General features: G+C 72.1%; 16 protein-coding genes. 5 read left to right on the top strand and 11 right to left on the bottom strand.

Translation table 11 applies throughout. The features are described from left to right. Positions 1-52 precede the first annotated feature (52 nt). From ABZ939_RS28095 to ABZ939_RS28050, 10 genes are read right to left on the bottom strand one after another with little or no spacing between them, the layout of a single operon-like run. Positions 53-1,552, bottom strand: a complete 1,500-nt coding sequence (locus ABZ939_RS28095) for an NADH-quinone oxidoreductase subunit N (RefSeq protein ID WP_361860907.1) — start codon at positions 1,550-1,552, stop codon at positions 53-55. Further along, entirely contained in the window at positions 1,549-3,102 is a 1,554-nt protein-coding gene (locus ABZ939_RS28090) for an NADH-quinone oxidoreductase subunit M (protein WP_361861035.1), read from the bottom strand. The genes ABZ939_RS28095 and ABZ939_RS28090 overlap by 4 nt, the downstream gene beginning before the upstream one ends. A gap of 27 nt (positions 3,103-3,129) precedes the next feature. Then, the gene (locus ABZ939_RS28085) at positions 3,130-5,112 is read right to left on the bottom strand and encodes an NADH-quinone oxidoreductase subunit L (RefSeq protein ID WP_361860904.1); all 1,983 of its coding nucleotides are present in this window, start codon (positions 5,110-5,112) and stop codon (positions 3,130-3,132) included. Then, positions 5,109-5,474: an NADH-quinone oxidoreductase subunit NuoK gene (nuoK, locus tag ABZ939_RS28080; protein WP_361860901.1), complete on the bottom strand. Its 366-nt coding sequence runs from the start codon at positions 5,472-5,474 to the stop codon at positions 5,109-5,111. Before nuoK ends, ABZ939_RS28085 begins: the two co-directional genes overlap by 4 nt. Beyond that, positions 5,474-6,025, bottom strand: a complete 552-nt coding sequence (locus ABZ939_RS28075) for an NADH-quinone oxidoreductase subunit J (protein WP_361860898.1) — start codon at positions 6,023-6,025, stop codon at positions 5,474-5,476. The genes nuoK and ABZ939_RS28075 overlap by 1 nt, the downstream gene beginning before the upstream one ends. Next, complete coding sequence (locus ABZ939_RS28070; RefSeq protein ID WP_361860895.1) at positions 6,022-6,597, bottom strand: NADH-quinone oxidoreductase subunit I; 576 nt, start codon at positions 6,595-6,597, stop codon at positions 6,022-6,024. Before ABZ939_RS28070 ends, ABZ939_RS28075 begins: the two co-directional genes overlap by 4 nt. Next, positions 6,597-7,565, bottom strand: coding sequence for a complex I subunit 1 family protein (locus ABZ939_RS28065; protein WP_361860892.1), 969 nt, complete (start codon positions 7,563-7,565; stop codon positions 6,597-6,599). Before ABZ939_RS28065 ends, ABZ939_RS28070 begins: the two co-directional genes overlap by 1 nt. Next, positions 7,562-9,094: an NADH-quinone oxidoreductase subunit C gene (locus ABZ939_RS28060; RefSeq protein ID WP_361860889.1), complete on the bottom strand. Its 1,533-nt coding sequence runs from the start codon at positions 9,092-9,094 to the stop codon at positions 7,562-7,564. Before ABZ939_RS28060 ends, ABZ939_RS28065 begins: the two co-directional genes overlap by 4 nt. Then, positions 9,091-9,663: an NADH-quinone oxidoreductase subunit B family protein gene (locus tag ABZ939_RS28055; protein WP_361860886.1), complete on the bottom strand. Its 573-nt coding sequence runs from the start codon at positions 9,661-9,663 to the stop codon at positions 9,091-9,093. Before ABZ939_RS28055 ends, ABZ939_RS28060 begins: the two co-directional genes overlap by 4 nt. Continuing rightward, positions 9,654-10,061, bottom strand: coding sequence for an NADH-quinone oxidoreductase subunit A (locus tag ABZ939_RS28050; protein ID WP_361860883.1), 408 nt, complete (start codon positions 10,059-10,061; stop codon positions 9,654-9,656). The genes ABZ939_RS28055 and ABZ939_RS28050 overlap by 10 nt, the downstream gene beginning before the upstream one ends. A gap of 181 nt (positions 10,062-10,242) precedes the next feature. Here ABZ939_RS28050 and ABZ939_RS28045 point away from each other — a divergent pair, with 181 nt between their 5' ends. The 5 genes from ABZ939_RS28045 to ABZ939_RS28025 all read left to right on the top strand — a co-directional run bounded on the left by ABZ939_RS28045 (position 10,243) and on the right by ABZ939_RS28025 (position 17,227). Beyond that, on the top strand, positions 10,243-11,409 hold the full coding sequence (locus ABZ939_RS28045) for a sensor domain-containing protein (protein WP_361860880.1): 1,167 nt from the start codon (positions 10,243-10,245) through the stop codon (positions 11,407-11,409). A 186-nt stretch (positions 11,410-11,595) separates the two neighbouring features. After that, positions 11,596-12,885: a sensor domain-containing protein gene (locus tag ABZ939_RS28040; protein ID WP_361860877.1), complete on the top strand. Its 1,290-nt coding sequence runs from the start codon at positions 11,596-11,598 to the stop codon at positions 12,883-12,885. 390 nt (positions 12,886-13,275) lie between these two features. Then, entirely contained in the window at positions 13,276-13,935 is a 660-nt protein-coding gene (locus ABZ939_RS28035; RefSeq protein WP_361861032.1) for a response regulator transcription factor, read from the top strand. 309 nt (positions 13,936-14,244) lie between these two features. After that, positions 14,245-16,182 carry a 2-oxoacid:acceptor oxidoreductase subunit alpha gene (locus ABZ939_RS28030; protein WP_361860874.1) on the top strand — a complete coding sequence of 646 codons (1,938 nt, stop codon included), beginning with the start codon at positions 14,245-14,247 and terminating at the stop codon, positions 16,180-16,182. Then, entirely contained in the window at positions 16,175-17,227 is a 1,053-nt protein-coding gene (locus ABZ939_RS28025) for a 2-oxoacid:ferredoxin oxidoreductase subunit beta (RefSeq protein ID WP_361860871.1), read from the top strand. The genes ABZ939_RS28030 and ABZ939_RS28025 overlap by 8 nt, the downstream gene beginning before the upstream one ends. A gap of 45 nt (positions 17,228-17,272) precedes the next feature. On the opposite strand, the gene ABZ939_RS28020 is transcribed toward ABZ939_RS28025, so the two are convergent. After that, entirely contained in the window at positions 17,273-19,474 is a 2,202-nt protein-coding gene (locus ABZ939_RS28020; protein ID WP_361860868.1) for a bifunctional serine/threonine-protein kinase/ABC transporter substrate-binding protein, read from the bottom strand. Between the last annotated feature and the right edge of the window lie 2 nt (positions 19,475-19,476).

Raw genomic sequence — 19,476 nt, 5'->3', positions numbered from 1 at the left:
TTCTCTGTGGGGGGAGGTGGGGGCGGGGCTGGGGGCTGCGGGGCTGCGGGGCTCAGAAGAGCGTGGTCGCCGCGAAGCGCAGCGCGAACTGCGGGTAGCCCGACAGCACGACGCCGACGACAGCGGCCACCGCGATCGCCAGGGTGACCGGAGCGGGCACGCGCGCGTGGGCCTTCTCCACCGTGGGCGCGCGGAACAGCAGCGCCGTCCACCGCAGGTAGTAGTAGAGGCCGATCACCACGTTGACGCCCATGATCACGGCCAGCCAGCCGAGACCCGCGTCGACCGCCGCCGAGAAGACGGTGACCTTGGCGAAGAGGCCGATGATACCGGGCGGCAGACCGGCCAGATTGAGCAGGAAGAAGCCCATGGTGAGGGCGAGGAGCGGGTGGGTGGCGTACAGGCCGCGGTAGTCGGCGATCCGGTTCTCGGGGTGCGTACGCGAGACCAGCACGACCACCGCGAAGGCGCCGAGGTTCACGACGGCGTACATCAGGGCGTACGCGACAGTGGCACCGACCTGGTCGTCGCTGGAGTACGCGGCGGCGGCGATCGGCACCAGGAGGAAGCCGGCCTGGGCGACCGAGGACCAGGCGAGCAGCCGGACCGCGCTCCACGCGCGCGTGGAGACCTGCCGCAGGGCGGCCACGTTGCCCACGGTCATGGTGAGCGCGGCGATGACGGCGAGCGCCGGGCCCCAGACGTCCGCGTACGAGGGGAACGCGACGACCGTGACCAGGATGAGGCCGGTGAAGCCGACGGCCTTGCCGACCACGGAGAGGTAGCCGGCGACGGGCAGCGGGGCGCCGACGTAGGTGTCGGGGACCCAGAAGTGGAAGGGGACGGCGGCCGTCTTGAAGGCGAAGCCGACCAGGGTGAGGGCCACGCCGGCCTGGGCGAGGGTCTCCAGCTGCCCGGGGACGTCGTCGAGGCGCTGGGCGAGCTCGGTGAGGTGGAGCGTGCCGGTCGCGCCGTACACGAAGCTGACGCCGAGCAGGGTCACGGCGGTGGCGGTGACGGAGGAGAGGAAGAACTTCAGCGCCGCCTCGCTGGACTGCCGGTCGCCCCGGCGCAGGCCGACGAGCGCGAAGGCGGGCAGCGAGGCCACTTCGAGGGCGACGACGAGGGTCGCGAGGTCGCGGGAGGCGGGCAGCAGCGCCGCGCCGGCGGCCGAGGAGAGCAGCAGGAACCAGTACTCCCCCGCGGGGAGCTTGTCGCGCGTGTCGGCGAGCGACAGGAGGGCGGTGAGCAGCGCCCCGCCGAGCACCAGGAACTGGATGACGAGGGTGAAGCGGTCGGCGGTGTAGCTGCACGCGGCGGTCGCGGCCGGTTCGGTGGTGAGGCAGAAGGTCGAGCGGTCGCCGGCGCGCAGCGGGATCAGCAGGGCGATCGAGGCGACGAGCCCGGCGATCGCGGTCCAGCCGAGGAGCTGCTTGTGCCGTTCCGGGACGAAGAGGTCGGCGACGAGCACGGCCAGCGCGACCACGGCGGTGAGGGTGGGGGGTGCGATCGCGAGCCAGTCGACGGACTGGACGAGGTTCGTGGTCGTCACGAGTTTCCTCCCGCGAGGAGCTTCTGGACGGCCGGATCGGTGAGGCCGAGGAGGACCGCGGGCCACAGGCCGGCGAGGACGGTGAGGGCGACGAGCGGGGTCCAGGCGGCGAACTCGTAGCCCTGGACGTCGGTGATCACCGTCTCCCCGCTCGGGCGGGGGCCGCCCATGCAGACCCGTCGGACGACGACGAGCAGGTACGCGGCGGTGAGCAGGGTGCCGAAGGCGCCGATCGCCATGAAGGTGAGGAAGGCGGGGCGGCTGAGGCCCGCGGCCGGTTCGAAGGCGCCGAACAGGGCCAGCATCTCGCCCCAGAAGCCGGCGAGGCCGGGCAGTCCGAGGGAGGCGACGGCGGAGAAGGCGAGCAGTCCGCCCAGGCGCGGGGCGCGGCCGTAGAGCGCTGCGCCGGTGGCGCCGGCGAGGGTGTCGAGGTCGGCGGTGCCGTACCGGTCCTTGAGCGCGCCGACCAGGAAGAAGAGCAGGCCGGTGATGAGGCCGTGGGCGATGTTGGCGAAGAGGGCGCCGTTGACCCCGGTGGGGGTCATGGTCGCGATGCCGAGGAGCACGAAGCCCATGTGGCCGACGGAGGAGTACGCGATCAGGCGCTTGAGGTCGCCCTTGTTGCCGGGCTTCGCGAGGGCGAGGCAGGCGAGCGATCCGTAGATGATGCCGGCGACGGCGAAGGCGGCGAGGTAGGGGGCGAAGACCCGCATGCCGTCCGGGGCGATGGGGAGGATGATCCGGACGAATCCGTACGTGCCCATCTTCAGCAGGACGCCGGCGAGGAGGACCGAGCCGACCGTCGGGGCGGCGGTGTGGGCGTCCGGGAGCCAGCTGTGCAGCGGCCACATCGGGGTCTTCACGGCGAGCCCGATCCCGATCGCGAGAACGGCGATGACCTGCACGGATGTGGTCAGTCCGCGGCCGTTGTCAGTGGCCAGTGCCACCATGTCGAACGTGCCCGCCTTCACGCCGATGAGGAGCAGGCCGAGCAGCATGACGACCGAACCGAGCAGCGTGAAGAGGATGAACTTCCAGGCGGCGGCCTGCTTGCCCTCGCCGCCCCAGCGGGCGATGAGGAAGTACATCGGGATGAGGACCATCTCGAAGGCCAGGAAGAACAGGATCAGGTCGAGGACGGCGAAGGTCGCGAGCGTGCCGGACTCGAGGACGAGCAGCAGGGCGACGAAGGCCTTGGGGGAAGGCCCGCTCGGCATCTTGAAGTAGCTGTAGAGCGCGCAGAGGAAGGTCAGCAGCGCGGTCATGACCAGGAGGGGGAGGGAAATGCCGTCGACACCGAGGTGGAGGCGCACGTCGAGTGCGGGGATCCACGTGATGTCCGTGCTCGCCTGGATCCTCGACGGCTGGTCATGGTCGAAGCCCAGCGTGAGGACGATCGCGGCGGCCAGGATCACGCCGGTCACGATCACACCGTGGCGGAGCACGGCCTGGTCGGGGGATTTCCCCTTCAGCCCGGGCGGGGCCGGGAGAAGAGCGGCGGCGGCGCCGACGAGCGGGCCGGCGACGATCAACGCGAGAAGGAACTGCATCACGGATTCGCTGATATCGATCACGTCTCACGCTCCGGCGGCGACGAGTACGGCGGCGAGCGCCAGGACGACGGAGCCGGCGAGCAGGGCGCTGAGGTAGGTCTGCACGTTGCCGGTCTGGGCACGGCGGACGAGCCATCCGAGCCATTGGGTGCCGGTGCCCGCGCCGCTCACGTACGTGTCGACGACCTCGCGGTCCAGGAAGCGGACCAGAGAGGCCGCGGCCAGGACGGGGCGGACGAACACGGCGGCGTAGAGGGCGTCCAGGTGGAAGCCGGTTGCCGCGTGGCGGTGCAGCGGGCCGAGCAGGACGCGTCCCGGGTCGGTCGGGTCCTTCGCGGGGTGCGGCAGGTGCAGGGCCTCGGCCTCGACCTGGCCCGCCTCGGCGTCGGGGTGGGCGACGTGCGCGGCGACCGGCTCGCGGGCGGGGGCCTGCGCGGCCTTCGCGGTGAGGGTGCGCCAGACCGCGTAGGTGACGACGGCGCCGACGAGGGCGAGGCCCGTGCCGAGGACCGCGGTGGTGGCGGTCGGGGTGAGGGCGTCGCTGTCGAACCAGTCGTCGAGGTACGTGACGCTCAGACCGAAGCCGAGGGAGGGAATCGCGAGGACCCACAGGACGGTGGTCATGGCGAGCGGCTGGCTGCCGTGGTCGGGGGCCTCGGCGCCCCGGCCCCGGAAGGCGAGCAGCCACAGCCGGGCCGCGTAGGCGGCGGTGAGGAGAGCGGTGAGCAGACCGGCGACGAGGACGGTCCAGCCGGCTCCGGCGGGTGCGACGGTGCGGTCCCCGAGGGCGGTGTGCTCGGCGGCGACGAGGACGGCTTCCTTGGAGAAGAAGCCGGCGAACGGCGGCAGGGCGGCGAGCGCCAGGAGGGCGACGGTCATCGTCCAGTACGCGTCGGGGATCCGCCTGGTCAGGCCGCTCATCCGGGACATGGCCGAGAGGGAGTTCGTACCGGCGGCGTGGATGATCGCGCCGGCGGCGAGGAAGAGGAGCGCCTTGAACGCTCCGTGGGAGAGGAGGTGGAAGACGGCGGCCCCGCGGTCGCCGACGGCCAGGGCACCCGCCATGTAGCCGAGCTGGCCGATGGTCGAGTAGGCGAGGACGCGCTTGATGTCGTCCTGCGCGAGCGCGGCGAGCGCCGAGCCGACCATGGTCACCGCGGCCATCACGGCGAGCACGGTCAGCGCGGCCGCGGACGAGGCGAAGACGGGCAGCAGACGGGCCACGAAGTAGATACCGGCGGCGACCATCGTCGCCGCGTGGATGAGCGCGGAGACGGGGGTGGGGCCGGCCATGGCGTCGGGGAGCCAGGTGTGCAGCGGGAACTGCGCCGACTTGCCCGCCACACCGGCGAGCAGAAGCAGCGCGATGAGGGTGGGGTGGTCGAGCCCGCCGGCCGCGACGGCGCCGAGGATCCCGTCGATCCGGAACGTGCCCGCGTCCGTGGCGAGCGCGAAGAGGCCGATCAGGAAGGGGACGTCGCCGAGCTTGGTGACCAGGAAGGCCTTGAGGGAGGCCGCCCGCGCCTCGGGGGTCTCCCAGTAGTGGCCGACGAGGAAGTACGAGCAGATGCCCATGATCTCCCAGCCGACCAGGAGCACCATCAGGTCGCCGGAGTAGACGACGAGCAGCATCGCGGCGGTGAAGAGGGAGACGAGCGCGGCGTACGAGGGGTAGCGCGGGTCGTCCCGGAGATACCCGGTCGAGTAGATCTGTACGCAGGTGGCGACGACGCCCACCAGCACGGCGGCGAGGGCGGCGAAGCCGTCGATGTACAGGGCGAGGTCGATCGGGACCGAGCCGGTCGGGGTGAGCTGGGTGGCGGCCTCGATGGTCTTCCCGCCGCCCTGGCGGACGGCGACGATCACGGCGAGGACGGCCGCGGCGAGCGTCGGAAGCACGGCGAGGGGCCGGACGAAGCCGGGCGCGGTGCGGCCGAGGAGCAGGCCGGCGACGGAGCCGAGGAAGGGAAGGAGGGGGACGAGCCAGGCGAGGGTCGTGGTGGTCACGCGGTGGCCTCGGCCTTCTCGTCGGCGTCGGAGGAGGGGGTCGGCTCGTCGGAGGTGGCCTCCACCGTGTCGCGCAGCCGGTCGACGTCCGAGGTGCCGCGGTTGCGGTAGACCATCAGGACGATCGCGAGCCCGATGCCGATCTCGGCGGCGGCGATGGCGATGGTGAAGAGGGTGAGCGCCTGGCCGGCGTGGAGGGCGTCGCGGAGCCAGACGTCGAAGGCGACCAGGTTGAGGTTGACGGCGTTGAGCATCAGCTCGACGGACATCAGGACCAGGATCGCGTTGCGGCGGGCGAGGACGCCGTAGAGGCCGACGCAGAAGAGCAGGGCGGCGAGGACGGCGGGGTAGGCGAGATGCATCAGTCCCGGGCCTCCTTGGCGTTCTTGCGGGACAGGACGATCGCGCCGACCAGCGCGGCGAGGAGGAGGACGGAGAGCGCCTCGAAGGGCAGCACCCAGTGCCGGAAGAGGATCTCGCCGGACACCTGGGTGGAGCCCTGGGCCGGTCCGTCCAGGTCGATCCAGGTCGTACGGAACGCGTCGACGACCACCCAGACGAGCGCGGCGGCCGCGGCGAGCGCGACCGCGAGGGCGACGGGCCGGTTACCCGAGTCGGCGTCCGGGGAGCGGCCGATGGGGGCCTTGGTGAGCATGAGGCCGAAGAGGAGGAGGACGACGACGGAGCCGACGTAGATCAGGACCTGGACCCAGGCGATGAACTCGGCGGTGAGGAGGAGGTACTCGACGGCGAGGCCGCCGAGCGTCACGACCAGCCAGAGCGCGGCGTGGACGAGCTGGCGGGTGGTGACGGTGACGACGGCCGCGCCGAGGGTGACGAGGCCGACGAGGAGGAAGGCGATCTCTACGCCGGACGGGGAGAGGAAGGCGGGGGCGGTGGCGGCGAGGGTCACTGCTGGTCCCCTTCCTGCGCCTGGGCGGCGGCTGCTGCGGCGGCGGCGGCTGTGGCGGCGGCCTTCTCCACCGCCTTGCGGGCCGCGGCGATCTCCTTGGGCTCCTCGGCGCGCGGGTCGAGCGCGGGCGGTTCCGGGACCGTCCACATCCACTCGCGGAGCTTGTCGCGCTCGTGGGTGAGTTCGTGGATGTCCGTCTCCGCGTACTCGAACTCGGGCGACCAGAACAGCGCGTCGAAGGGGCAGACCTCGATGCAGATACCGCAGTACATGCAGAGGGCGAAGTCGATGGCGAAGCGGTCGAGGACGTTGCGGCTGCGCTCGCGGCCGCCGGGGGTGGCGGCGGGCACCGTCTCCTTGTGGGAGTCGATGTAGATGCACCAGTCGGGGCATTCACGGGCGCAGAGCATGCAGACGGTGCAGTTCTCCTCGAAGAGCCCGATGACGCCGCGGGTGCGGGGCGGGAGTTCGGGCTGCTTGTCGGGGTACTGCGCGGTGACGCTCTTCTTCGTCATCGTGCGAAGCGTGACGGCGAGGCCCTTGGCGAGGCCGGAACCGGGGATCGGGGACATCAGTTGATCGCCACCTTCACGATGCCGGTGAGCGCGATCTGCGCGAGGGCGAGCGGGACGAGGGTCGTCCAGGCGAGCTTCTGGAGCTGGTCCTCGCGGAGCCGGGGGTAGCTCACGCGGAGCCAGATGACGACGAAGGCGAGGATCGCGGTCTTGAGGAGGGTCCAGACCCAGCCGAGTCCGTCGGCTCCGAACGGGCCGTGCCAGCCGCCGAGGAAGAGGACGGTGGTGAGGCCGCAGAGGACGACGATGCCGGCGTACTCGGCGAGGAGGAACAGCGCGAAGCGGAGGCCGGTGTACTCCGTGTACGCGCCGAAGATGATCTCGGAGTCGGCGACGGGCATGTCGAACGGCGGGCGCTGGAGCTCGGCGAGGCCGGCGACGAAGAAGACGAGCGCGCCGACGATCTGCCAGGGCAGCCACCACCACTCGAAGGCGTTGAGGATGCCGGGGAGGGAGACGGTGCCGGCGGCCATCGCGACGGAGGCGGCGGTGAGCAGCATCGGGAGCTCGTAGGCGAGCAGCTGGGCGGCGGTGCGGAGGCCGCCGAGCAGGGAGAACTTGTTGGCGGAGGCCCAGCCGGCCATGAGGCTGCCGAGGACGCCGACGCCCATGACGGCGAGCACGAAGAAGATGCCGGCGTCGACCAGCTGGCCGACGGCTCCTTCGCTGGGGCCGATGGGGATGGCGACGAGGACGAGGAGATACGGGAGGAGGGCGACGGCGGGCGCGAGCTGGAAGATCCGGCGGTCGGCGTTGGCCGGGACCACGTCCTCCTTCTGCGCGAACTTGACCCCGTCGGCGACGAGCTGGGCCCACCCGTGGAATCCACCGGCGTACATGGGCCCGAGGCGGCCCTGCATGTGGGCCATGACTTTGTGCTCGGTCTGCCCGATGACGAGGGGCAGCACGAGAAACACGGCGAAGACGACGAGCAGCCGGAGGGCGACGTCGAGTGCGTCGTTCACGCGGTTTCGCCTCCGGTGGTGTCGGTGGTGTCGGGGTGATGGTCGGTCTGGGGTGCGTCGTGGGGGGCCGGTGCCGCGTCGGGGGCGGTCGCCGCGTCGGGGGCGGTCGCCGCGTCGGGGGCGGGCGCCGCGTCGGGGGCGGGCGCCGCGTCGGGGGCGGGCTCGGCCTCGGGGGCGGGCTTTGCCCCGGGGGCCGGTGCCGCCTCGGAAGCGGGCTGGGCCTCGGGGGCGGGCTTTGCTCCGGGGGCCGGTGCCGCCTCGGGAGCCGGTGCCGCCTCGGGAGCGGGCTTGGCCCCGGGGGCCGGTGCCCCCTCCGTGGCGGACTCCGCCTCCGGGCTGGCTGCCGCCTTCGGGGCGGGCTCGGCCTTGGGGGCCGGCGCCGCCTTCGGGGCGGACTCGGCCTCCGGGCTGGGTGCCTTCTGCGGGGCGGGCTCGGCCTCGGGGGTCGGTGCCGCCTCGGGGGTCGACGGAGGCTGGGGCGCCTCGGCGTCGAACGCCGGGCGGGCGTGGTGCCAGGGGGCGTCCGCGCTGCGGGTCCGCGGCGGCGGGGCGGACGCACCCTCCTGGCCGATGGAACCCTCCTCGGGCGAGCCCGCAGGCGTCGCCGGTGGCGGCGTCTGGCTGGCGGAGCCGTCCGCCGTGGTGCGGCTGCGGCGGGGCGGGCGCGTGGACGGGGTGGCGGGCTCTGTCGGGCCCGTTGCCTCCGGCGCGACCGAGCCTTCCGTCGCCGGCGTGCCCGTCTGGCTGGCGGAGCCGTCCGCCGTGGTGCGGGCGCGGCGCGGGGTGGCGGCGGGCGCGGGCGCGCCCGGCTCGGTGCCGGGGGCGGGGGCCTGGCTTGCGGAGCCTTCCGTTGTGGTGCGGGTGCGGCGGACCGGGCGGTCGCCCGGTGGGGTCGCCGCGCGGGCCGTGCGGGCCGGGCGGGCGGGGGCCGGGGGGAGTTGGCCCTTGAGGGGGCCCCAGTCGTTGGGGTCCGGGACGCCCGGGGGAAGCATCTGCCGGCGCTTCGGGCCGCCGTGCTCCGACTCGCCCGGCTCCTTCGCGCCCGGCCACGCCTTCACGACGCGCGCGGCCAGCACGAAGTCCTTGCGCAGCGGGTGGCCCTCGAAGTTCTCGGGGAGGAGCAGCGGGACGAGGTTCGGGTGGCCCGTGAACTCGACGCCGAACATCTCGTGCGTCTCGCGCTCGTGCCACGCCGCGCCCGCGTAGACGTCCACGGCCGTGGGCAGCGTCGCGGCCGCGTGCGGGACCGTCGTGCGGACCAGCAGGCGGCGCACCACGCGCCCCTCCAGCGCCACCACGTGCGCGCAGACCCGGAAGCCCACGCCCGGTTCGTCGACCGCGCTCAGCCAGTCGAAGTACGTGCAGCCCAGCTTGTCGCGCGCGATCTCGAGCGACGCGATCCACGAGCCCACCGGCACGTCGACCGTCAGCAGCTCGTACGCCCGCTCCGCCGTCGCCTCCTCACCGAAGACCTCGGTGACGGACTCGGGAAGGCTGTCGTACGCATTCGCGTTCACGTTCGCGTTCACGCCGTGCCTCCCGGCGGAGGCACCAGACCGCTGGTCAGCTGGCCGACCGACGGGGACGAGTAGCGCGAGGCCAGGGACTCCCGGGCGATCTTCTCCTGGAGCTTCAGGATCCCCTGGAGCAGCGCCTCCGGGCGCGGCGGGCAGCCCGGCACGTACACGTCCACCGGGATGATCTGGTCGACGCCCTTCGTCACGGAGTACGAGTCCCAGTACGGCCCGCCGCAGTTCGAGCAGGCGCCGAACGAGATGACGTACTTGGGCTCGGGCATCTGCTCGTACAGCCGCTTCACCGCCGGCGCCATCTTGTCCGTCACCGTGCCGGAGACGATCATGAGGTCGGCCTGGCGCGGCCCCGGCGCGAAGGGGATCACGCCGAGACGGATGAAGTCGTGCCGGGCCATCGACGCGGCGATGAACTCGATCGCGCAGCAGGCGAGGCCGAAGTTGAAGACCCACAGGCTGTAGCGGCGGCCCCAGTTCAGGACCACCTTCATCGGCTCGGGGGCCAGGCGGGCGAGCGGGCCCAGCTTCGGAGCCGGAAGCGGAATCGGAGTCGGGGTCACGTCCATGTCAGGACGCCCTTCTTGTACGCGTAGAGCAGTCCCACGGCCAGGAAGCCGAGGAAGATGAACATCTCGACCAGCGTCGTCGCGCCGTAGCCGGGCGCGGCGAACACGGTCGCCCAGGGGAAGAGGAAGATCGAGTCGACCGCGAAGATCACGTAGAGGAAGGCGTACACGTAATAGCGGACCTGGGTGTGCGCCCAGCCCTCACCCACCGGGTCGACGCCGCACTCGTACGTCAGCAGCTTCTCCGGCGTCGGCACCACGGGCCGCAGCAGACGGCCCGCGCCGAACGCGACGGCGACGAAGAGCATGCCGATGGCGGCCATCAGTCCGACGACGGAGTACGACTGGAAGTAGTCCGCCGCGAGTCCGAGTCCCGCCCGTACGGTCGGATCCGGCACGTCCACCCCTCGCTCCCTGCCCGTTTCGACGATCTGTACGCTCCGGAGTCTAGGCCCTGTTAAAGAGCCCGTAAGCGGTCGTGTCACGGAGTGAGCAGAGCGGCGGAGTGGGGATATCCCTACTCCGGCTCACCCACGAACCCCATGGCGTGCGATCACCGCCGACCGGCAGTCTTGGCGCATGAGCGTCGACACCGATACCCCTGACAGCGACCGGCTGCCGCCCGCCCGCCTCTCCTACGGCCGGCACACCTGGAAGGAGATCTCCTTCCTCCTGGCCAATCTGCCGATCGCGCTGGTCGGCTTCGTGTACGCGGTGGCGTCGGTCGCCATCGGTGTGGGGCTGTCCGTCACGGTGATCGGTCTGCCCCTGCTGGCCCTCGGTCTCGCCGGCGCGCGTGGCATGGGGCGGGCGGAGCGGGCGCGGGCCCGGGGGCTGCTCGGTGTACGGGTGGAGGAGCCCAGCCCGCTCCCCCGCCGGCACGGCTTCTTCCCCTGGCTGTGGGCGGCGCTGAAGGACCCGGTGGCGTGGCGGACGCAGCTGTACATGTTCATCCGGCTGCCCTGGGGGATCGTGACGTTCACCGTCATCCTCGTCTCGCTCATCGTGCTCTGGCCCGTGCTGCCGTTCATCTCCCGCGGGCTCTCCAACGCGGACCGGGCCATGGTCCGTGGTCTGCTCTCGCCCTCGGACGAGCTGGAGCGGCGGATCGCCGAGCTGGAGACGGACCGGGGCGTGGTCGTGGACACCGCCGCCGCCGATCTGCGCCGGATCGAGCGCGATCTGCACGACGGCGCCCAGGCCCGGCTCGTCGCGCTGGCCATGGGACTCGGCCTGGCGAAGGAGAAGCTCCTTGAGGACCCGGAGGCGGCCGCGGCCATGGTCGACGAGGCGCACGGCGAGGTGAAGCTGGCGCTTCAGGAGCTGCGCGACCTGGCCCGCGGCATCCACCCGGCGGTCCTCACCGACCGGGGGCTCAATGCCGCGCTGTCGTCGATCGCCGCGCGGTGCACCGTCCCGGTGAAGGTGACCGTCGATCTGACCGAGCGGCCGGCCGAGGCCATCGAGGGCATCGCCTACTTCACGGTGTCCGAGCTGCTCCAGAACGTGTCCAAGCATGCGCAGGCACGTTCCGCCTCGGTGGAGGTGTGGCGCCGGGAGGACCGGCTGCTGCTGCAGGTACGGGACGACGGGCGCGGCGGGGCGCGGCTGGACCGCGGAACGGGGATGGCGGGGCTCGCGGAGCGCTTGGGGGCGGTCGACGGGCTCTTCGTCCTCGACTCGCCGGAGGGCGGCCCGACGACGGTCACGGCGGAGCTGCCGTGGCGGGCCAGACCGACCGCGTGAGCGCGGGGCGCGAGGTGACGGGGCTGCCGGGGGCCTGAGCTGTGGGGCCTGGCCCTGAGCCGCCCTGAGGTAGGGAAAACCCCCCGCCCGAGACGCCCACCTTCCTCATGGTCCGGAACGCGCCGGACCGGAACCCTTGAGGCATCGACCTCCGTCGACCTCCCCGAGCAGAAACGGACTTCAGCGATGGCTGCCACCCACCGCCTCCCCGCCGCGATCCGCGCGCCGTTCGAGGCCCGCACCTGGCGCGAGTTCGGCCATCTGGTGCTCGGGCTGCCGCTGAGCTGCGTGTACTTCGCCCTTTCCATCGCCATGGTCTCGGCGGGCGCGGGGCTCCTGATCACCTTCCTCGGCATCCCGGTCCTGGCCGGCGGGCTCGCCATGTGCCGCGGCTTCGGCGCACTGGAGCGGGTCCGGGCGCGTGGTCTGCTCGGCCTCGACGTGGCGGCGCCCGAGCCGGTGCGGGGCCGTACGGGCGGGGCGATGTCGTGGATGGGGGCGATGCTGAAGAGCGGCGCGTCCTGGCGGCACCTGCTGTACGCGATCCTCCACATGCCGTGGGCGATCTTCGCCTTCTCGGTCTCGGTGGCCTTCTGGGTCTGGGGCTGGGCCCTGTTCACGTACCCCGCGTGGCAGTGGGTCTTCCCGATGTACGCGGGCCAGGACGGTATCCAGCTGTACGGCGACCGGACGCACGCCTTCTATCTGGACTCCCCGTTCGAGATCGCCGTCACCAGCGCCGTCGGCCTGGTCTTCGTGGTCGCCGGGCCGTGGGTCATCCGCGCGCTGACCACGGTGGACCGGCTGATGGTCTCCGGGCTGCTGGGCCCGTCGCGGCTCGCGACGCGGGTCACGGAGCTGGAGACGGACCGGGGCGTGGTCGTGGACACCGCCGCCGCCGATCTGCGCCGGATCGAGCGCGATCTGCACGACGGCGCCCAGGCCCGGCTCGTCGCGCTGGCCATGGATCTGGGTCTGGCGAAGGAGAAGCTGACCGAGGACCCGAAGGCGGCGGCGCGGATGGTGGAGGAGGCGCACGGCGAGGTGAAGACCGCGCTGCAGGAGCTGCGCGACCTGGCGCGGGGCATCCACCCGGCGGTGCTGACGGACCGCGGCCTGGACGCGGCGCTGTCGGCGGTCGCGTCCCGCTGCGCGGTCCCGGTGTCGGTGGAGGTCGATCTCCCGGCCCGGCCGGTGCCCGCGATCGAGGGCATCGCGTACTTCACCGTGTCCGAGCTGCTCCAGAACGTGTCCAAGCACTCCGGTGCCCGGCGCGCCTGGGTGGATGTGTGGCGGGCCGGCGACCGGATGATGCTGCAGGTCAGGGACGACGGGCGGGGTGGGGCGGACGTGGGGGCGGGGAGTGGGCTTGCCGGTCTGACGGAGCGGCTTGACGCGGTCGACGGGGTTTTGGCGGTGGCGTCGCCGGCGGGTGGTCCGACGACGATCACTGCGGAGCTCCCCTGGCGAGCCTGACCCCCCGCCCCGTGTGGGCAATCGTCCCGCGTGGGGGTCCCCCCAGGCCGAAGCCCTAGAGGGAGGGACGGATGGGCACACGGGACCGCGCCCCCTCCCCGTGCCTTCCCCCGGCCACCCCCCGTGTGGGCCACTGTCCCGCTGGGGCGGGACGGGTGGGCACACGGGACGGCGCCCTTGCCGGGCCCAGGCCCCCGGTCCGTACGGTGCCCACAGGTGCGGCGCCGTCGTGGGGTTGTGCCCACCCGTTCCGCCCTGCGGAACGCCTGCCCACAACCCCGGCGCCCTGAAGGTGAATGCCCGCGCGGTGGGGGGTGGAGTGCGATGCTGGGGCCTCATCGGCAACATCGACATGGGGGCTTCAGGGTCGTGGAAGACGTGGCGGACAGGGTGCGTGTGGTCATCGCCGAGGATTCGGTGCTGCTTCGTGAGGGGCTGACCCGGCTGTTGACCGACCGGGGGCACGACGTCGTCGCCGGAGTCGGCGACGGAGAGGCCCTGGTCAAGACCGTGGCCGGTCTCGCCGGTGAGAACGCGCTGCCGGACGTGGTGGTCGCGGACGTGCGGATGCCGCCCACGCACACCGACGAGGGGGTGCGCGCGGCCGTGCGGCTGCGCAAGGAGTACCCGGGGATAGGGGTCCTGGTCCTTTCGCAGTACGTGGAGGAGCAGTACGCCACAGAACTGCTGGCCGGTTCCAGCCGGGGCGTGGGCTATCTGCTGAAGGACCGGGTCGCCGAGGTCCGCGAGTTCGTGGACGCCGTGGTCCGGGTGGCCCGGGGCGGTACGGCGCTGGACCCCGAGGTCGTGCAGCAGCTGCTCGGCCGGAGCCGTAAGCAGGACGTGCTCGCGAACCTGACCCCGCGCGAGCGCGAGGTCCTGGGGCTGATGGCCGAGGGACGGACGAACTCGGCGATCGCGAAACAGCTGGTGGTGAGCGACGGCGCGGTGGAGAAGCACGTCAGCAACATCTTCCTGAAGCTGGGCCTGTCTCCGAGTGACGGGGATCACCGCCGGGTACTCGCGGTGTTGACCTACCTGAACTCCTGACGACCTGACACCCTGTCAGATAACACCCCCGGGGATCCGGCCACAGCGAGGCTTCATACCGAACCAAGCGGGACCTAGTACCAAAGGACGAGTGGAACGCGACTTTCCCGAGGGCTCAGGGGGGCGACAGAACGTGACGATCCATGACAAAGGGGCATCTCAAAACGAGGTCCACCATGCGAGAAGTCCCGGGAAGGCCCCCCTTACCGTCGTAGGGTGGGCCACGGGACGGCCGGTCAGGCCGACCGTTCCCCGAGCCTTCTCCCGCCTCTGGCGGAGAGACCCTTGCCGCGAGGGAGGTCCAGTTCAGTGACCAGCCAGGTCAGTAGCGAGGCCGGTGAGGCCCTGGTCGGGGAGCAGCGCAGCGCCCCGGCAGCGCCCCGCCACGGCGACGAGAAGGAAGTCCGGCAACTCGATCGGGTGATCATCCGGTTCGCCGGTGACTCCGGTGACGGTATGCAGCTGACAGGTGACAGGTTCACCTCCGAGACGGCGTCCTTCGGGAACGACCTCTCGACGCTGCCGAACTTCCCCGCCGAGATCCGTGCCCCCGCCGGCACGCTGCCGGGTGTCTCGTCCTTCCAGCTGCACTTCGCGGACCACGACATCCTGACCCCGGGCGACGCCCCGAACGTGCTGGTCGCGATGAACCCCGCCGCCCTCAAGGCCAACATCGGCGACGTGCCGCGCGGCGGCGAGATCATCGTCAACACGGACGAGTTCGCCAAGCGCGCCATGGCCAAGGTCGGCTACGAGACCTCCCCGCTCGAGGACGGCTCGCTGGCGGCCTACCGGGTCCACCCGGTCCCGCTGACGACGCTGACGATCGAGGCCCTGAAGGACTTCGGCCTGTCCCGGAAGGAGGCCGAGCGCTCCAAGAACATGTTCGCGCTCGGGCTGCTGTCCTGGATGTACCACCGGCCGACCGAGGGCACCGAGACCTTCCTGCGCCAGAAGTTCGCCAAGAAGCCGCAGATCGCCGAGGCGAACGTGGCCGCGTTCCGGGCCGGCTGGAACTTCGGCGAGACGACCGAGGACTTCGCCGTCTCCTACGAGGTCGCCCCGGCCACGAAGGCGTTCCCCACCGGCACGTACCGGAACATCTCCGGGAACCTGGCCCTGTCGTACGGCCTGATCGCCGCCTCCCGCCAGGCCGACCTGCCGCTCTACCTGGGGTCGTACCCGATCACCCCGGCCTCGGACATCCTGCACGAGCTCAGCAAGCACAAGAACTTCGGCGTCCGCACCTTCCAGGCCGAGGACGAGATCGCCGGCATCGGCGCCGCGCTCGGCGCGGCCTTCGGCGGCTCCCTCGCCGTCACCACCACGTCCGGCCCGGGTGTGGCGCTCAAGTCCGAGACGATCGGCCTCGCGGTCTCCCTGGAGCTGCCGCTGCTCGTCGTGGACATCCAGCGCGGCGGCCCGTCGACCGGCCTGCCGACCAAGACCGAGCAGGCCGACCTCCTCCAGGCCATGTACGGGCGCAACGGCGAGGCCCCGGTCCCGGTCGTGGCCCCGAAGACCCCCGCCGACTGCTTCGACGCGGCCGTCGAGGCCGCCCGGATCGCCCTCACGTACCGCACGCCGGTCTTCCTGCTCTCCGACGGCTACCTCGCCAACGGCTCCGAGCCCTGGCGGATCCCGGACGTGGACGAACTCCCCGACCTGCGCGTCCAGTTCGCCGGCGGCCCGAACCACGAGCTGGCGGACGGCACCGAGGTCTTCTGGCCGTACAAGCGCGACCCGCAGACCCTCGCCCGGCCGTGGGCCGTACCCGGCACGCCCGGCCTCGAGCACCGCATCGGCGGCATCGAGAAGCAGGACGGCACCGGCAACATCAGCTACGACCCCGCCAACCACGAGTTCATGGTCCGCACCCGGCAGGCCAAGATCGACGGCATCGAGGTCCCGGACATCGAGGTCGACGACCCGGACGGCGCGAAGACCCTCGTCCTCGGCTGGGGCTCCACCTACGGGCCGATCACGGCGGCCGTCCGCCGCCTGCGCCGCGCCGGACAGCCGATCGCCCAGGCCCACCTGCGCCATCTCAACCCCTTCCCGAAGAACCTCGGGGAGGTCCTGAAGCAGTACGAGAAGGTGGTCGTCCCTGAGATGAACCTGGGCCAGCTCGCCACCCTCGTCCGGGCGAAGTACCTCGTCGACGCCCGCAGCCACACCCAGGTGAACGGAATGCCGTTCAAGGCCGAGCAGCTCGCCTCGGCACTCAAGGAGGCCATCGATGAGTGAGTCGCTCCTGAACCTCGTTCCCAAGGCCGAAGCCGCCCAGTCGATGAAGGACTTCAAGTCCGACCAGGAGGTGCGCTGGTGCCCGGGGTGCGGCGACTACGCCGTCCTCGCCGCCGTACAGGGCTTCATGCCCGAGCTCGGCCTGGCGAAGGAGAACATCGTCTTCGTCTCCGGCATCGGCTGCTCCTCCCGCTTCCCGTACTACATGAACACGTACGGGATGCACTCCATCCACGGCCGCGCCCCGGCCATCGCGACGGGCCTGGCCACCTCGCGCCGCGACCTGTCGGTCTGGGTGGTGACCGGTGACGGCGACGCGCTCTCCATCGGCGGCAACCACCTCATCCACGCGCTGCGGCGCAACGTCAACCTCAAGATCCTGCTCTTCAACAACCGGATCTACGGTCTGACGAAGGGGCAGTACAGCCCGACCAGCGAGCTGGGCAAGATCACCAAGTCGACCCCGATGGGGTCCCTGGACGCGCCGTTCAACCCGGTGTCGCTCGCGCTCGGCGCGGAGGCGTCCTTCGTGGCCCGGACGGTCGACTCCGACCGCAAGCACCTCACCGAGGTCCTGCGCCAGGCCGCCGACCACCCCGGCACGGCGCTGGTGGAGATCTACCAGAACTGCAACATCTTCAACGACGGCGCCTTCGAGGTCCTCAAGGACAAGGACCAGGCCCAGGAGGCCGTCATCCGTCTCGAGCACGGGCAGCCGATCCGCTTCGGCACCGCGCTGGACAAGGGAGTCGTACGGGACCCGGCCACGGGCGACCTGAAGGTCGTCACGGTCACCCCCGAGAACGAGAGCGCCGTCCTCGTCCACGACGCGCACGCCACCTCCCCGACGACCGCGTTCGCTCTCTCGCGGCTCGCCGACCCGGACACGCTGCACCAGACGCCCATCGGGGTGTTCCGTTCGGTGCGGCGGCCGGTGTACGACACGCTGATGGCCGAGCAGCTGGACACGGCGATCGAGCAGCACGGCAAGGGCGACCTCGGGCAGCTGCTCGCGGGGAACGACACCTGGACCGTCGTCGGCTGACGGAAGCGGTACGGGTGAAGGGCGCGGCCTCCGAGGCCGCGCCCTTCACTGCTTCGTACGCCCCTTCTTCAGGTCGTCCGCCACCTTCTCGAACTGACCGAGGAAGCGCGGGGCGCCCCGCTCGATCCGGTACAGGAACGCCTCGGTGTGGTACTTGAACATCATCACGTTCTGTTCGTCGAAGCCGTACCTCTTCGTGATCCCCTGGTACGTGAACACCCGCATCGCCCCCCGCAGGGCGATCCGCCTGGTGGCCGGGTTCTGGCTCGCCACCAGACCCGTCATGCGCTCCGCCAGCACCGAAACCGCGTCGTACGCCTCCGCGGCGAACCGGTCGACGGGCGCCGCGCCCGACAGCCCCCAGCGCTTGCGGTAGGCGGCGGTGAAGGCCTTGGCGGCCGGTACCAGCGCCGGATCGACATAGCTGGTGCCGAAGTACCAGCCCTCGGCCGCCGGGCCCGCGACGGAGAGGAACTCCGGCCCCAGCGCGTACTCGACGCCGCCGCGCAGGCCGCCGTACCCCTGCTGCTTCAGGGCCTTGGCGCACAGCCCGGCCCGGCGCTGGGAGACGCCGGCGTAGAGCACCGCGTCGGGGCGGGTGGCGAGGGCCTCGCGCACCGCCGGTCCGAAGTCGTCGGAGGTGGCACCGACCTGGTGGACCGTCAGCGTCCTGCCCACCTGGGTCATGGCGGTCTGCGCGGACTTGACCGTGCGCCAGCTGTAGTCACCCCCCGCCCGGTCGTCCACCACCGCCATCCGCCCGGCGCCCAGCGCGATGGCGACGCTGGTGAAGGGCAACTGCAGCATGTCGTGACCGACGCGCAGTTCGCGGTAGGTGGGGTGGGTGGTCTGACCGGCGAGTTCGACCTGGTCGATGCCGACGGCCACGGTCGCGCAGACGAGGACGGCCTTGTCGTACATGTCTGCGACGGGGACCACGGTCTCGCGGGTGGTGGGTCCGAGCACGGCCACGACGGCGAGGTCCTTCACGAACTCCTTCGCCACGGCGGTGGCCCGGCTCGGGTCTCCTCCGTCGTCCCGGACTTTCACCGCCAGGTCGAAGGGCCGGTCGGCGCGGCTGTTGAAGGTCTCGGCGGCCAGCTTCGCCCCGCGCTCCTGGGCGCGCCCGTCCGCGCTGCGCGGGCCGCTCAGATCGGTCTGGACGCCGATCGTGTACGTGGGCAGGGCCGTGGGCGAGCCGCCGGAGCCCGGACTCCCGGGTGTGCGGTTCACCATCCAGGCCGTCAGCCCGCCGGCCCCGGCGACGGCGGTCGCGGATCCGAGCATCAGGAAGCGCCGCCGTGACGGCGAGATGCGGGCCGGCTCGGAGGAGGGCACGACGACGGTCGGCTCCGCCACGGGCAGGTCGAGGACCCGCGTGGAGCGTTCGGCGATCAGCGCGGGAAGACCGGGCGGCAGCCAGTCGCCCGCCGGGCCCTCGGCCCGTCCGAGCCGGGCCCGTACCTCCGCCGCCGTGGGCCGGTCCGCGGGGTCCTTGGCGAGACAGGCGGTCACCAGCGGGAGCAGCGCCTCCGGTACGTCGTCGAGGTCGGGCTCCTCATGGACGGTGCGGTACACGACCGCGGCCACCCCGCCCGTACCGAAGGGGCGTCGGCCGGTGGTCGCGTACGCGAGCACGCACCCCAGTGAGAAGACGTCGCTCGGCGGGCCGACCTCGCCGGCGCCGCCGGCGCGGGCCTGCTCGGGGGCGAGGAAGCCGGGCGTGCCGATCATCGCGTCGGTGGCGGTGAGGGCGGTGGCCCCGGCCGACCGGGCGATGCCGAAGTCGATCAGGCGTGGTCCGTCGAGGGCGAGGAGGACGTTGCCGGGCTTGACGTCCCGGTGGACGAGTCCGGCCTCGTGCATGTCCGTGAGCGCGTCGGCGAGCCGGGCGCCCAGGGCCCGTACGGTCGGCTCGGGCAGGGCGCCGTGCAGGCCGACGGCCTCGGCGAGCGAGGGTCCGGGCACGAACTCGGTGGCCAGCCAGGGCTCCCGGGCCTCCGGGTCGGAGCCGAGGACCCGGACCACCCAGCGGCCGGTGATCCGCTCGGCGACCCGGGCCTCCCGCCGGAACCGCTCGCGGAAGCCGGGGTCGGCGGCGTGCTCGGCGAGGATCAGCTTGACCGCGGCGAGCGCGCCGCCGCCGGACCGGGCGAGGTAGACGACACCCATGCCGCCGGCGCCGAGCCGGCCGAGCAGGCGGTATCCGGCGATCGACGACGGATCGGCGGGGCGAAGGGGCCGCACGC

This window comes from Streptomyces sp. NPDC046712 (assembly GCF_040645695.1).
In the GTDB taxonomy this organism is placed as follows: Bacteria; Actinomycetota; Actinomycetes; order Streptomycetales; family Streptomycetaceae; genus Streptomyces.
Note: the sequence above shows the minus strand (reverse complement) of the source record. Positions and strands in the feature narration are given on the sequence as shown.